Annotated in this window: 11 protein-coding genes; 7 read left to right on the top strand and 4 right to left on the bottom strand. The window is 70.8% G+C overall.

All coding sequences use genetic code 11. The annotated features are described in order from the left end of the window. The 3 genes from BM140_RS06295 to BM140_RS06305 all read right to left on the bottom strand — a co-directional run. Positions 1–722, bottom strand: a 722-nt coding sequence (locus BM140_RS06295) for a polysaccharide biosynthesis/export family protein (RefSeq protein WP_425287045.1), incomplete at its 3' end; no start/stop codon positions are given. 235 nt (positions 723–957) lie between these two features. After that, positions 958–2445: an LTA synthase family protein gene (locus BM140_RS06300; RefSeq protein WP_091943131.1), complete on the bottom strand. Its 1488-nt coding sequence runs from the start codon at positions 2443–2445 to the stop codon at positions 958–960. Positions 2446–2449: 4 nt separating this feature from the next. Next, positions 2450–4396: a capsular polysaccharide export protein, LipB/KpsS family gene (locus BM140_RS06305; RefSeq protein WP_091943133.1), complete on the bottom strand. Its 1947-nt coding sequence runs from the start codon at positions 4394–4396 to the stop codon at positions 2450–2452. A gap of 413 nt (positions 4397–4809) precedes the next feature. Between BM140_RS06305 and BM140_RS06310 the strand changes: the two genes are divergently transcribed. The 3 genes from BM140_RS06310 to BM140_RS06320 are packed head-to-tail and all read left to right on the top strand — an operon-like array spanning position 4810 to position 7794. Next, a complete protein-coding gene (locus tag BM140_RS06310) occupies positions 4810–6117 on the top strand; it encodes a capsule biosynthesis protein (RefSeq protein WP_091943134.1) in 1308 nt (435 codons plus the stop codon). Positions 6118–6172: 55 nt separating this feature from the next. Then, positions 6173–6943, top strand: a complete 771-nt coding sequence (locus BM140_RS06315) for an SDR family NAD(P)-dependent oxidoreductase (RefSeq protein WP_091943136.1) — start codon at positions 6173–6175, stop codon at positions 6941–6943. Further along, positions 6940–7794: a methionyl-tRNA formyltransferase gene (locus BM140_RS06320; RefSeq protein WP_091943138.1), complete on the top strand. Its 855-nt coding sequence runs from the start codon at positions 6940–6942 to the stop codon at positions 7792–7794. The genes BM140_RS06315 and BM140_RS06320 overlap by 4 nt, the downstream gene beginning before the upstream one ends. Here BM140_RS06320 and BM140_RS06325 read toward each other — a convergent pair. Further along, entirely contained in the window at positions 7783–9063 is a 1281-nt protein-coding gene (locus tag BM140_RS06325) for an O-acetylhomoserine aminocarboxypropyltransferase (RefSeq protein WP_091943140.1), read from the bottom strand. The genes BM140_RS06320 and BM140_RS06325 overlap by 12 nt on opposite strands. A 436-nt stretch (positions 9064–9499) precedes the next feature. Here BM140_RS06325 and petA point away from each other — a divergent pair, with 436 nt between their 5' ends. From petA to BM140_RS06345, 4 genes are all read left to right on the top strand, one after another. Continuing rightward, on the top strand, positions 9500–10069 hold the full coding sequence (gene petA, locus BM140_RS06330) for a ubiquinol-cytochrome c reductase iron-sulfur subunit (RefSeq protein ID WP_091943142.1): 570 nt from the start codon (positions 9500–9502) through the stop codon (positions 10067–10069). Between the two features lie 34 nt (positions 10070–10103). Next, the gene (locus BM140_RS06335) at positions 10104–11396 is read left to right on the top strand and encodes a cytochrome b (RefSeq protein WP_091943144.1); all 1293 of its coding nucleotides are present in this window, start codon (positions 10104–10106) and stop codon (positions 11394–11396) included. Positions 11397–11417: 21 nt separating this feature from the next. Continuing rightward, positions 11418–12314, top strand: coding sequence for a cytochrome c1 (locus tag BM140_RS06340; RefSeq protein WP_091943146.1), 897 nt, complete (start codon positions 11418–11420; stop codon positions 12312–12314). Between the two features lie 372 nt (positions 12315–12686). Next, a complete protein-coding gene (locus BM140_RS06345; protein WP_091943148.1) occupies positions 12687–13562 on the top strand; it encodes an S-methyl-5'-thioadenosine phosphorylase in 876 nt (291 codons plus the stop codon). The last annotated feature ends 139 nt before the right edge of the window (positions 13563–13701 follow it).

Here is a 13701-nt window from a genome sequence, read left to right on the forward strand (position 1 = left end):
TCGCGCACCAGCGTCAGCGTGTCGTTGGCCCGCACGAAGATGTTCTCGCGCGGGTTGGCCACGATCGTGCTCATCGGCACCGTGACGGTGCGGCCGCCTCGCGACAGCCGCACGAAGGTCTCGGAGACCGAGGTGCGCACGCCGCCGGCGAGCGCGATCACGTCGAGCAGCCGGTCGCCGCGGCCGGTCAGCGGCACGCGCATGCCGGTCGCCGACTCGCCGGTCACGGTGACGGATTGCGAGACCGGCTTGGTGACGCTGACGAGGACCTGCGGCTGGATCGCCTTGCCGGCCAGCTCGCTCTCGATCAGCGTCTGGACGTCCTGGGTCCGCCGGCCCGCGACCTTGATGCGGCCGGCATAGGGCACCGAGATCGCCCCGTCGGGGCCGACGATCTGCTCGGGGATGAAGGCGGATTTCGAGCCGGCGGAGAAGCGGTCGGCCACGAGCGGGCCGGAGAACAGGCCGCCGGAGCCGGCTTCCCACACCTGCACGGCCACCGCGTCGCCGACGCCGATCAGCGGCTCGGCCGCCGGGCGGTTGTCGCCGAAGGTGACGAGCAGGCTGTCGAGGGGGCGGGTGCGTAGCGCCTCGACGATGGCCGGATCGAGGTCGATGATCTCGTAGCGGGCAAACAGGCCTTCGGCGGTGGCGATGTCGGCACCGCCGTCGATCGCCCGCGCGGTCGGCCCCGAGGTCGGCAGGATCGAACATCCCGACATCGCGAGCGCGGCGGCCAGCACCGAGAGCGCGGCGGTGCGGGAGGCCGCACGGGTTGCACAGATCATGGTCATTTCCCACCCACACCGGACGGACCGGCGGGCCGGCTCCTGTCGGCCGAGCATGGCCCGGAAGTCGCTGCGATCCATTTAACGCTGCCCTGACCAGCCGACGGCGAACGCGGTCGCGGGCGGGCGCCGGGCCCTCGGGCACCCTTACGCCGCCGCGACGACACGGTCACGCTTGGCTCTTTAATCCCGGCTTATTTGCGGCCAGTGCGCCCCGCAGGAGACAGCCGAGTTGCCCCGCCGTGAGATCGACCCGCCGGGGCTTCCGGTCCGCCGGGGCGGGGAAGCGGAACACGGCGTAGTCGGTCGCGACCGGGCCCTCGGGTCGCGGGCGGCATTCGGGCAGCGAGGGCGCATGGTCGCCGAACACGCAGAGCGTCGCCCGCCGGCCCTTCAGGCCGTCGATCAGCCGCTCGACCGCGCGGCCGGTGCCGGCGGCGTGGTGGCCGTATTGCGCGAGGCCGGCCTCGATCCCGGGCAGGCGGCCGGCCGTCCAGGGACCGTGATTCTCCATGGTGACCGCGAAGACGAAGCGGCGCCCGCCATCGGCCACTTCCGCCAGGATGCGCTCCGCCACCGCCTCGTCGGCGATGTAGGGACCGATCCGGGGGCTTTGCGAAAACGCCTCCTGCATCACGAGGCGGTCGAAGCCCAGGCGGCGAAAGACCCGCGCCCGGTCGAAGAAGTCGCGATGGAACGGATGCACGAAGACCGTGGCGAACCCCGTCGTCCCGGCAAGCCGGGCAAGGCTCGTCGGCTCGTCGCCCTTCCACGCGAGATAGGGATCGTAGCGGCCGAAGCCGAGGCTTTCGGGCTCGCGGCCGGTGAGCACGGCGTGCTCGGTCCGCATGGTGTAGGCGCCGTGGGCCGGCACCGCGAGGCGACCGTACTGCGCCGCCTCCGCGCGGATGCGGTCCATCACGGGAAGCGGCGGGCCGCCGATCCGGACGGGATTGAGGAAGGATTCGAGCTGGACCAGCACGAGCAGCTCGGCCTCCGGCTCGCCCGGGGACAGGACGGGCGGGAGCGGGGGCGGTTCGAACGTCTCGTCACGGCGGCGCAGCGCGTAGCCCATCATGGTCGCCACGATGCCGAACCGGGCGACGTCCGCCGTCAGATCGGGTCGCGGGAACAACCGGCGCACGAGGGACCGGCCGGGGGACGTGCGGAGGAGGCCCACGAAAGCGGCAAGCCCCAGCGGCAGGGCCAAGACGGCGGCCAGAGCGGGCCCGGTGCCCTCGGGGAGGAGTGTCGGCTCGAGGGCGTACCACGCCGCGACGACGGCGAGCCCGAGGATCAGCGGCCCGGCCGTACGGGGATCGGCCAACGAGCGGGTATAGTAGAGTTCGGGATGGCGCGGCACCTGCGCCAGCAGGGCCAGGTCGCTGAAGACCGGCGGCTCGCCGATGATGCGGCGCTTGAGCTGATCGACGGCAGCCAGGATCGCGACGGTCAGCAGGCAGGAGGCGGCGGCGAGCCAGGGCCGCCAGGAGAACTGGAACCAGAAGGCCGTCAGCAGCCCGTAGCCGATGCTGCGCACGGCGAGGTCGACGGGGCGCAGGCTCGGGCGGCGCGCGCCGGTCGCCGCCTCGACGGCGAAGGACGACGCCAGGGCCGAGGCGGGGGCCAAGAGGAGGGCGAGGGCGAGCGTCGCCATCCCGTCACCGTCCGGGGCCGACGCCGCGGCGCGCTCGCAGGCGCCGCAGGATCGGATTGAGCAGGGCGTAGCGCGCCCGCATCACCGCATGCGGCAGCGCCCTGAGGGCGAGCGCATTCGCCGGGGCGTCGGCACGGGCCTCGCTCAGCCGGTCGAGCAGGTGCTCGGGCGTGCAGGGCTTCATCGCCACCGGATCGAGATAGAGTGGGTAGAGCAGCAGCGCCCCGGCCACCAGTTCGTCGAGGGCGAGGCGCCGGCCGCGGTCGGCGCCGGGCGCCAGATCCTCGGTGAGGCCCCAGCCCGCATAGAAGGGCCGCCCATGGGTCGCGACGGTCAGCCCCCGGATCAGCGCCTCGAAGCCGGCGAGCGAGGTCATGGTCTCGACGTGGTGGACGCGGTCGAGCAGATCGACGATCGACAGGCCGGAGACGACGCGGTCGGCGAGCGCCAAGGCCTCGGCCTCAGGGACCGCGCCCTGCCGGAAGCCGGCTTCCACGTCGGGATGCGGCTTATAGAGCAGGAAGGCGTCCGGGTTGCGGGCCCGCGCCGCCCTCAGGAGCGCCAGGTTGCCGCGCACCTCCGGCGAACCGGTGAGGACCGAGGCGTCGTCCTCGACCTGCCCCGGCACCAGCACGAGGCGCCGCCCCGCGGGCCAGTCCGCGTCGCGGGCGGCCACGCCGACATTGTACTTGCTGAGGCGCCGGGCGACGATCGCGGCGCGCAACGCCGCCGCCCGCTCGGTCAGTTCGGGCGGAAACGCCGTCTCGCCAAGGTGGTGAGCGAGCCGGCTCCGGACGCGCGGGTCATAGTAGATGCCGCGGTCATCGACCACGATGGAGGCGCCGGGCTTGAGGCTCGCGCCGAGGCCGACGGACCGCAGGAAGCCGTCCTCGATGCGGGCGAAGGGCAGGCCGGCCTCCGCGCAGAGACCGGGCAGCGCCTCGGGGCAGCGCGTCGCCCAGGCCCAGACGGCGCCGTCGTGGCGACGGGCCAGCGCGACGGCCTCCGCCGCTTCCATCGTGTGCAGCGGGCGTCCACCGGGACCGTCGGCGAACACGTCGAGCGCCTCGCGCTTCCAGCCCGAAACGCCGACGAGGACGACGCGCCGATCGTTGCCGCGGAAGCGCGCGCGCAACCACGCCACCCGCTCCACCGCATCGAGCAGCGGGATCGGTCGGCGCGTCCAGGGATCGAAGGCGTGGACGCCCGCGCCGTAACGGAGCGCGAGCGAACCGGCGGCCTCGATCGGGATCGGCCCGAGGGCCGGATCGGTGCAGAGGGCGGGAAGCCCCGCGAGATGCACCTCGCAGGCAGCGGCCGTGGACGCGACGTGGATGCGCCCGGCGCGCGCGAACAAGGCGAAGGGGTCGGCGGGTGCGGACAGCACCGTGAGGCGCGGGTCTCGCGGCAAGCCGGCGAGCGGGCAGCCATCCGGCCCGGCGGCGACGAAGCGCTCCTCGGGAAACGTCCGCAGCAGCCGCGCCAGGAAGGCGGGGACCCGCCGCGCGGCGACGAGATCGGGGTCGATCAGGGCGAGCGAGGGGCAGGGTTCGACCGCGAAGGCCTCGTCCGCGCCCGATCCGGGGGGAAAGCGGTTGAAGCCGGTGAGCCGGGCCTCGCTCAGGGACCGGGCGAGGCCCGGCCGGGGCGCCTCGCCGCCGAGGGCGCGCCCGGCATAGCTCAGGCGCAGGCTGGTAAAGCCGGTGGCCGGCGAATCGTAGGGGCTCAGCAGCGGCCCCGGCGCGACCCGCAGGGTCGCGGCCCGACCGGCGGCGGGAAAGGCCGCGCCCGGCGTCCAGACGGCGGGCGCGCCGGGCCGGTCGAAGCGCAGGGGCACGCCCGTGCAGGCCTCGATCTCGGCGCGCAGGCGGCGCAGCGGCCGGCCCAGCGGCAGGTAGGAGCGGGGCGGGACGGGGATCCCGCGCGGCTCGGAAGGGGGCGCGTCGGCCATGGCGGCCCCGCCTTAGCCCAAGGGCAGCTTCGGCGCGAGGGCGTCCTGCGGCTCGGCCTCCGGCGCCGGAGGCCGCATACATCGTGTCCATTCGCTGTCCTCCCGGGCTTCTCGCCCGGCCCTGCGGCGACCTCTTCGTCGACCGATCGCAGGCCCAGAGGGCTGTCGGCGCGTGCGGTGCGAAGAATTCCGGGGATCGCGGGGATGAAGGGGCGATTCGACACAAGCGGGCCGCAATCGCGAGGGAAAGAGAAACCGTTCCGGCCGCGGATGTGGCTGGACGGCAACGGAGACCGTGAATTGTGTTGACGCCCCGGTCCCGCGGTTGCGGAGGCCGGTGACGACATGCGACGCGTCTGCTTCAGATGCCGTCGACCCGCCGTCTCAAGCGATCAGGGACACCGCGCCTCGGTATGACGCAGCCTCGCGCAGACGCTTCCGGCCCCAACGCCGCGACGTTCCTGTTCCTGCAGGGGATCGCGTCTCCGTTCTTCTCCGATCTCGGCCGGGCCCTGCGCGATCGTGGACACAAGGTCCGCCGCATCAATTTCTCCGCGGGCGATTGGCTGTTCTGGCGCCTGCCCTCCGACAATTACCGCGGCAACCGCGACGACTGGGACGCCTATCTCGAGGCTTATATCCGCACGCATTCGGTCACCGACATCGTGCTGTTCGGCGATTGCCGGCCCTATCATCAGGCGGCGATCCAGACGGCCAAGCCGATGGGCGTGCGCATCCACGTGTTCGAGGAAGGCTATATCCGCCCCTATTGGATCACCTGCGAGCAGGGGGGCGTGAACGGCAATTCCCCGCTGCCCAAGAGCGCCGAGGAGATCCGGGCGATCGCCCGCAAGCTGCCTCAGGCCGGCCGCGCCATGCCGCTGACCGGCGACATGGCCCGCCGCAGCATCTGGGACATCGGCTTCAACGTCGCCAATGTCGGCTTCCCCTATCTCTATCCGGGCTTCCGCAGCCACCGGCCGAACCACATCGCGGCGGAATACGGCGGCTGGATCAAGAAGTTCGTCCGCCGCAAGCGCACCCGCCGCGAGGCGGCGCGGGTGGGCGAGAACTACAAGGCGGTCAACGCCCAGTACTTCCTGCTGCCGCTCCAGCTCGACAGCGACTACCAGATCCGCGTCCATTCGCCGTTCCTCGGCGTCGAGGGCTTCATGGACCGGGTGATCGCCTCCTTCGCCCGGCATTCGAGCGCGCCGACGCGGCTTCTGGTGAAGCTGCACCCCCTCGACAGCGGCATCATGAACTGGCGCAAGCGCGCCCGGCAGGCGGCCAAGCGCCACGGCTGCAACGACCGGCTCGACTTCATCGACGGCGGCGACCTGCCCAAGCTGATCGACGGCAGCCGCGGCGTGGTGCTGGTAAACTCGACGGTCGGCATGCTGGCGCTGGAGCGCGGACGACCGACGCTCGCCTTCGGGCAGGCAGTCTACAACATGCCGGGCCTGACGCATCAGGGCGACATCGACACCTTCTGGGGGGACCCCAAGGCACCCGACCGGGAGCTGATGGAGGATTTCCGCCGCGTCGTCATGCACCGCACCCAGATCAACGGCGGCTACTTCTCGCCCTCCGCCATCGAGCGGGCGGTGGCCGGAGCGGTGCCGCGGCTGGAGGCGACCCTGCCACCCGCCGCCTTGGCCGCCGCCCGCGACCTGCGCGAGGGCTCCGAGCGGGCCGGACGGCTCTCGCCGGCCTATTGATCGCGGGCGACCCGGCGGGCTTTACAGGCCGCATCCCCCGCGCCATCCCCTCGCAATGCCCGTCATCCTCATCACCGGCGCCTCCAGCGGCATCGGCGCCGCCCTGGCGCGGCTCTGCGCCCGGCGCCCCGACACGCAGCTCGTCCTCACCGGACGGGACCGTGCGCGCCTCGACGCCGTCGCCGCGGAGTGCCGGGGGCTCGGAGCGCCGGTCCGCACCGGGCTGTTCGACGTGCGCGACCGCGAGAGCGTCGGCGTGTGGCTGCGGGCGATCGATGGGCAAACGCCCCTCGACCTCGTCATCGTCAACGCCGCGGTCAATGGCGGTCATCCGTCCGGCAGCCTGGAGACCGAGGAGACGGCGTTCGAGACCGCCGACATCAACTACGGCGGTGCGCTCAACGTTCTTCTGCCCACCGTCAGCCTGATGAGCCGGCGCGGGCGGGGCCAGATCGCGCTGGTCTCCTCGCTCGCCGCCTATGCGCCGCTGCCGGACGCTCCGGCCTATAGCGGGGCCAAGGCCGCGCTGCTGGCCCATGGGCTGGCGCTGCGGTCGAAGCTGCGGCCGCTCGGCGTGCGCGTCAGCGTGGTGACGCCGGGCTATGTGAAGACGCCGATGGGCGGCGTCATCAAGGGCTGGCGCCCGCTGGAGATGAGCGCGGACGAGGCCGCCGCCCGCATCCTGCGCGGGCTGGAGCGCGACCGCGACGTGGTCGCCTTCCCCTGGCCGCTGGCGGCGCTGGCCCGCGGGGCGCTGCTGGTGCCCGAACGGGTGCGGACGCTCGGCCTGCACGGCCTGCGCTTCCGCAACCGGCCGCGCCGATGAGGGCCGCGCCGCGGCTCGCCGTCTTCGCGCTGGAGGCGCTGCCGAACGCCCGCGCCCTCCGGCGCTTCGTCGCCGACCATGCCGAAACCATCGCGTTCGTCGGCCTGTCCCATGCCGAGCGTCCCTCGGCCGGCGGGCTCGTCGCGCAGGTGCGCCGCCACCTCGCCCGCTCGGGGCCGCGCTTCCTGCCCTATCTCGCGGTCAATTTCGGCCTGCCGGACCTCGTCAACGGCCTATCCACGACGCTGCGCCGGAACGCACCCCCGGAGGCGACGCCGCTGGCCCCGCTCTGCCGCCGCCTCGGCATCCCGGTCTTGACGGTGGACGACGTGAACGGGCCGGAGGTGGCCGACGCCTTCGCCGCGCACGCGCCCGACCTGATCGTCTCGTTCCACTTCGACCAGATCTTTTCCGCCGCGACCCTCGACCGGGCCCCGCTCGGCGGCCTCAACGTGCATCCGAGCCTGCTGCCGCGCCATCGCGGCCCGACGCCGACCCTGCACGCGCTCGCCGACGGCGACCGCGCCTTCGGCGTCACCGTCCATCGGCTCGCCGCCGCGATCGATGCCGGGGCGATCCTGGCGCAGGAGCCGGTGACGCTGCCACAGGGCACGAGCGCCACCCGCGCCGCGCGGCTGCTGCACGAGCGCGGGCGGGGAGTGCTCGAGACCGTGCTCGCCGATATCGCCGCGCAGGGCGCGGTGCCGGCGGGCCGACATGTTCCCGTCCTGCCCTATCGCGGCTTCCCCGACCGGGCGCTGCTCGCCCGGATGCACCAGTCGGGCCTGCCCCTGGCGGACCGGGGCGACTGGCGGGACGCCCTCGGCCTCGCCCGCGGGTCAGGCCCGTAGGGCGGCGTCGAGGTCGTCGATCAGGTCCTGCGGGTCCTCGATGCCGATCGAAAGCCGCACCACTTCGGGGCCGGCGCCGGCGGCGGTCTTCTGCGCGTCGGTGAGCTGGCGGTGGGTGGTCGAGGCCGGGTGGATCACCAGCGAGCGGGTGTCGCCGATATTGGCCAGATGGCTGAAGAGCTGCAGGTTCGACACCAGCTTCACGCCGGCCTCGTAGCCGCCCTTGAGGCCGAAGGTGAACACCGCGCCCGCCCCCTTGGGCGTGTAGCGCTGCGCCAGCGCATGGTACTTGTCGGTCTCCAGCCCCGGATAGCTCACCCAATCGACAAGGTCGTGGCCGGCGAGGAAGGTCGCGACCTTGAGCGCGTTGTCGGAGTGGCGCTGCATCCGCAGGGGCAGCGTCTCGATGCCGTTGAGGATCAGGAAGGCGTTGAACGGCGACAGCGACGGCCCGAGATCGCGCAGGGACAGCACCCGCACCGCGATGGCGAAGCCGAAATTCCCGAAGGTCTCGGCCAGCACCATGCCGGCATATTCGGGCCGGGGCTGCGACAGCATCGGATAGCGCTGGTCGCCCTGCCACTGGAACGTGCCGCCATCGACGATCAGCCCGCCGATGGAATTGCCATGGCCGCCCAAAAACTTGGTGGCCGAGTGGACGACGATGTCGGCGCCGTGCTCGAACGGCTTGATGAGGTACGGCGTCGCCATCGTGTTGTCGACGATGAGCGGGATGTTGTGGCGCTTGGCGATCACCGAGAGGGCGGCAATATCGGTAATGACGCCGCCCGGATTGGCGATCGACTCACAAAAGATCGCCTTGGTGCGCGGGGTGATGGCGCGCTCGAACGAGTCCGGGTCGTCGGTGTCGGCCCAGACCACCTGCCAGCCGAAGTTCTTGTAGGAATGGTTGAACTGGTTGATCGAGCCACCGTAGAGCTTGTTGGCCGCCACGAACTCGTCGCCCGGCTGCATCAGGGCGTGCAGCGTCAGGAATTCCGCCGCGTGGCCCGAGGCCACGGCGAGCGCCGCCGTGCCGCCTTCGAGGGCCGCGATGCGCTCCTCCAGCACGGCGTTGGTCGGGTTGGTAATGCGGGTGTAGATGTTGCCGAAGGCCTGCAGCCCGAACAGCGAGGCGGCGTGATCGACGTCGTCGAACACGAAGCTCGTGGTCTGGTAGATCGGCGTCGCCCGCGCGCCGGTCGCCGGGTCGGGGGTCGCGCCCGCGTGAATCGCGAGGGTGTTGAAGCCGGGCTGGCGGTCGGTCATCGCGAAAACTCCTCTTGGAGCCGTATCCGACCCGGCGGCATCGGGCCGGCGGCTCCAGCTCCTTGTTCTGCCGCGCTTTCTTTCGGCGAACCGGCGATCTCATCACCCGGAAAGCGCTCATGAGCGGCGGTTTACGCCCCCGGTCTCCGGCGGTGCAAGGGCAGAAGATGCGGGTGACGATCCCGGCGGATCGTTGCCGCGCCGCTCGACCGGACAAGCGCGGCAGTCTGGACACGTTCGCATCTGGCATGTCAGAGAGCGCGTCGAGGAAACGATGGCAATCCGGTGACCGCGCGTCGCATTGATTGCTGCCGCGCAATGGTGTCTGCCATTGCGACAGGTTCAAATTTGAAAGCTTCCAGGGCCGGGCGCAGGAACACCCTTCGCGATCCGGCATGAGAGGCTTCGGCGCGCCGACTGACGGGAGAGTTGCACCTTGGCGGATACGACAGCCACGCACGCAACCGCGGGGCCCGAGGGCACCAAGCGCGATTTCCTGTTTCTCGCGACCGGTGCAGGATTGGCCGTGGGCGTCGGCGCGGTGGCGTGGCCCTTCGTGGCCTCCATGGCCCCCGATGCCGCCACCGTCGCGGCGGGCGCGCCGCTCGACGTCGATCTCAGCCCGATCCAGGACGGCCAGATCGTCAACGTGTTCTGGCGCGGCAAGCTGATCTTCGTGCGCAAGCTCACGGAGAAGGAGGTCACGGACATGAAGGCCGTGCCCCTCGACCAGATGATCGATCCGGCGCCGTTCTCCGCCCGGGTGAAGGCCGGCCACGATCAATGGCTCGTGTCCTACGGCAACTGCACCCATCTCGGCTGCGTGCCGATCGGCCATTCGGGCAACTTCGAGGGTTGGGCCTGCCCCTGCCACGGCTCGCAGTTCGACGCCGTCGGCCGCGTGCGCCGCGGCCCCGCGCCGACCAACCTGCCGATCCCCCCCTACGCCTTCTCGAGCGACACCAAGCTCACGATCGGCGAAGAGGGCGGCAAGGCCGCCGCGTAACAACCAGGACACGAGAAGCCGGAGCGGGCACCCGATGAGCAGCGCACACGCGACCTCGACCTACGTCCCGAAGAGCCGCGTCGCGAAGTGGTTCGAGTCCCGCCTGCCGCTCGTCGGCCTGGTGCACTCGTCCTTCGTCGCCTTCCCGGTTCCGCGGAACCTCAACTACTTCTACACCTTCGGCGCGATCCTGATCGCGTTCCTCGGCATCCAGATCATCACCGGCGTATGGCTGGCGATGCACTACGATCCGAGCGCCGCCAACGCGTTCGAGAGCGTCGAGCACATCATGCGCGACGTGAACTACGGCTGGCTCCTGCGCTACGCCCACGCCAACGGCGCGTCGATGTTCTTCGTGGCGGTCTACGTCCACATCTTCCGCAACCTCTATTACGGGTCCTACAAGGCCCCGCGCGAGGTGCTCTACCTGCTCGGCGTCATCATCTACCTGCTGATGATGGCCACCGCCTTCCTCGGCTACACCCTGCCGTGGGGCCAGATGAGCTTCTGGGGCGCCACCGTCATCACCAACATCCTGGCGGCGATCCCGGTCGTCGGCGACACGATCCAGAGCCTGCTCTGGGGCGGCTACTCGGTCGGCAATCCGACGATCAACCGCTTCTTCTCGCTGCACTTCCTGCTGCCGTGGATGATCGCCGGCGTCGTCGTCCTCCACGTCTGGGCGCTGCACGTCACCGGCCAGAACAACCCGGCGGGCATCCCGATCAAGTCGAGCAAGGATGCGGTGCCCTTCACCCCCTACGCGACCATCAAGGACGTGTTCGCCGTCGTGGTGTTCATGATCCTGTTCGCGTGGTTCATCTTCTACCAGCCGAACTATCTCGGCCACGCCGACAACTACGTCCCGGCCAACCCGTCGGTGACCCCGGCGCATATCGTGCCCGAATGGTACTTCCTGCCGTTCTACGCGATCCTGCGGGCCGTTCCCGACAAGCTCGGCGGCGTGATCCTGATGTTCGGCGCGGTGCTGATCCTCGCCTTCGCGCCCTGGCTCGACACTTCGCGGGTCCGCTCCTGCAACTACCGGCCGGTCTACCGGGTGTTCTTCTGGGTGTTCACCGCCAACGCCATCCTGCTCGGCTGGCTCGGCGCCAAGCCTCCGGAGGGCGGCTACGTGATCGCCTCGCAGCTCTGCACCGCCTACTACTTCGCCCACTTCCTGATCGTGATGCCGCTCGTCGGCCTGTTCGAAACGCCGGACCGCGTGCCGGGCTCGATCCTCGAGACCGTGACCGGACCGGGCAAGCAGGTGAGCGGATCGGGCATGCCCGCGGGCGCCGCCGCCGAACCCGCCAAGCGCGGCTGAGCACCCTTGAGGAGACACGGTATGCGCATCGCCCTCCTCGCCGCCGCGGGCCTTCTCGCGGCGGCCCTCGGCTCCACCGGCCTCCGCGCCGAGGACGGCCACGGCGGCGTCAACCCGCCCCGCGAGAAGTGGAGCTTCGCCGGCATGTTCGGCCGGTTCGATCAGGCGCAGCTCCAGCGCGGCTTCCAGGTCTACAAGGAAGTCTGCGCCAACTGCCATTCGATGAAGCTCGTCGCCTTCCGCAACCTCTCCGAAGAGGGCGGTCCCGGCTTCAGCGCGGCGCAGGTCAAGGCTCTGGCCGAGACCTACAGCGTCAAGGAACTGGACGATTCCGGCTCCGAGAAGGAGCGTCCGGCCCGCCCCGCCGACCGCTTCCCGCCGCCCTTCCCGAACGACAAGGCGGCGGCCGCCGCCAACGGCGGCAAGGCGCCGCCGGACTTCTCGGTGCTCGCCAAGGCCCGCACCTACGAGCGCGGCTTCCCGTGGTTCGTGTTCGATGCGCTGCCCTTCACCGGCTATTCGGAGCAGGGCGTCGACTACATCCATGCGCTCCTGAACGGCTACGAGGACCCGCCAAAGGGTTTTGAGATGCCGGGCAGCGGCTACTACAACAAATACTATCCCGGCCATGTCATCGCGATGCCGAACCCGCTGAGCGAGGGCCAGATCACCTATCCGAAGGACGACAAGGGCCAGCCCGTCGTGCCGGAGACGGTGGAGCAGTACTCGCACGACGTGGCGGCCTTCATGGCCTGGGCGGCCGAGCCGCACATGATGGCCCGCAAGGCGCTCGGCCTGCGCGTGATCCTGTTCCTGATCGTGCTGGCCGGACTGCTCTATTACGTGAAGAAGCAGGTCTGGAAGAAGGTCGGCGGCGAGGTCCACGGCCTCCAGCCGGAGCTGCACAAGACCTACTGACGGGTCCGCCGCGGCAGCCTCTTCCGAACCTCACGAACGGGCCCCTCGCGGGCCCGTTTGCTTGCCGGGTCCCCTGTGGCTAAGAGTCGGCTCGCGAACACTTCGGTCGGCCGCCGGGAGGGCGGCTCGGCGGAAGAAGGCGCGGAGCCGCCCCCGCGCGCAGGAGCGCGGTGCGCGACCGGCGATCCGCGTGAGCCGTCCCGGACGGCATCGGGCCGAGAAGCCCATCGAAAAAAGACGCCTCGGCGCGGCCCCCCGGATCGGACGGGCGTCACGACTCGGTGGCATCATGGGTGGATCGTGCGCAGAACGCGACCGCTCGCCCGCGCGGAACGGCGCGGGAATCCAACACAGCACAAGGGATAAGACCGCATGACGGCAGCGATTCTCGGCGTGATCGGCGGCTCGGGCGTCTACGACCTGCCCGGCCTGGAGGATGTCCGTGAGGAGGCCATCACCTCGCCCTGGGGCGAGCCGTCCGACGCGCTGCGCATCGGCCGGATCGGCGAAACCAAGGTGGTGTTCCTGGCCCGGCACGGGCGCGGCCACCGCCTCTCCCCCTCGGGGATCAACTACCGGGCCAATATCGACGTGCTGAAGCGCGCGGGCGTGACCGACATCGTCTCGCTCTCGGCCTGCGGCTCGTTCCGCAACGAGCTGCATCCCGGCCTGTTCGTGCTGGTCGATCAGTTCATCGACCGCACGGTGTCCCGCGAGACGTCGTTCTTCGGCAATGGCTGCGTCGCGCACGTGCCCTTCGCCCATCCGGTCGGTCCGCTCCTGCAGAAGCGCATCGCCGCCGCCGCGGAGGCCGAGGGCATCGCGGTCCACAAGGGCGGCACCTATGTCTGCATGGAGGGCCCCCAGTTCTCGTCGCTCGCCGAATCGAAATCCTACAAGGCGGCGAATTACGACGTGATCGGCATGACCAACCTGCCCGAGGCCAAGCTCGCGCGGGAGGCGGAGATCACCTACGCCACCATCGCCATGGTGACCGACTTCGATTGCTGGCATCCGAACCACGACAGCGTCGACGTCGCCTCGGTGATCGCGGTGGCCCGCGCCAACGCCAGCAAGGCGGCCCAGCTCGTCGCCCGCGTCGCCCGCGACTTCCCCGCCGAGCGCGAGGAATGCCCGGCCGGCTCGCACCGGGCGCTCGACGGCGCCATCATGACCGCCCCCTCGCATCGCGATCCGGAGTTGGTGGCCAAGCTCGACGCCGTGGCGGGCCGCGTGCTCAACGGCTGATTTTCACGACGGGCCGCACGACGAGGGCCGGCCCCCCATGGGGGCCGGCCCTCGTCGCGAGTCGGTCCCGTGTCGCGACGGACACTTCCAAGTGCCGATTTCGCGCCGCCTCCCCGCGGTGCCGATCCAGAACCCTGTG

The organism is Methylorubrum salsuginis, assembly GCF_900114375.1.
In the GTDB taxonomy this organism is placed as follows: Bacteria; Pseudomonadota; Alphaproteobacteria; order Rhizobiales; family Beijerinckiaceae; genus Methylobacterium; species Methylobacterium salsuginis.

Bases quoted from the DNA above. Each gene is read 5' to 3' on its own strand.
- BM140_RS06300 (WP_091943131.1), bottom strand. From the start codon at position 2,445: ATGGCGACGCTCGCCCTCGCCCTCCTCTTGGCCCCCGCCTCGGCCCTG.
- BM140_RS06305 (WP_091943133.1), bottom strand. From the start codon at position 4,396: ATGGCCGACGCGCCCCCTTCCGAGCCGCGCGGGATCCCCGTCCCGCCC.
- BM140_RS06310 (WP_091943134.1), top strand. From the start codon at position 4,810: ATGACGCAGCCTCGCGCAGACGCTTCCGGCCCCAACGCCGCGACGTTC.
- BM140_RS06315 (WP_091943136.1), top strand. From the start codon at position 6,173: ATGCCCGTCATCCTCATCACCGGCGCCTCCAGCGGCATCGGCGCCGCC.
- BM140_RS06320 (WP_091943138.1), top strand. From the start codon at position 6,940: ATGAGGGCCGCGCCGCGGCTCGCCGTCTTCGCGCTGGAGGCGCTGCCG.
- BM140_RS06325 (WP_091943140.1), bottom strand. From the start codon at position 9,063: ATGACCGACCGCCAGCCCGGCTTCAACACCCTCGCGATTCACGCGGGC.
- BM140_RS06335 (WP_091943144.1), top strand. From the start codon at position 10,104: ATGAGCAGCGCACACGCGACCTCGACCTACGTCCCGAAGAGCCGCGTC.
- BM140_RS06340 (WP_091943146.1), top strand. From the start codon at position 11,418: ATGCGCATCGCCCTCCTCGCCGCCGCGGGCCTTCTCGCGGCGGCCCTC.
- BM140_RS06345 (WP_091943148.1), top strand. From the start codon at position 12,687: ATGACGGCAGCGATTCTCGGCGTGATCGGCGGCTCGGGCGTCTACGAC.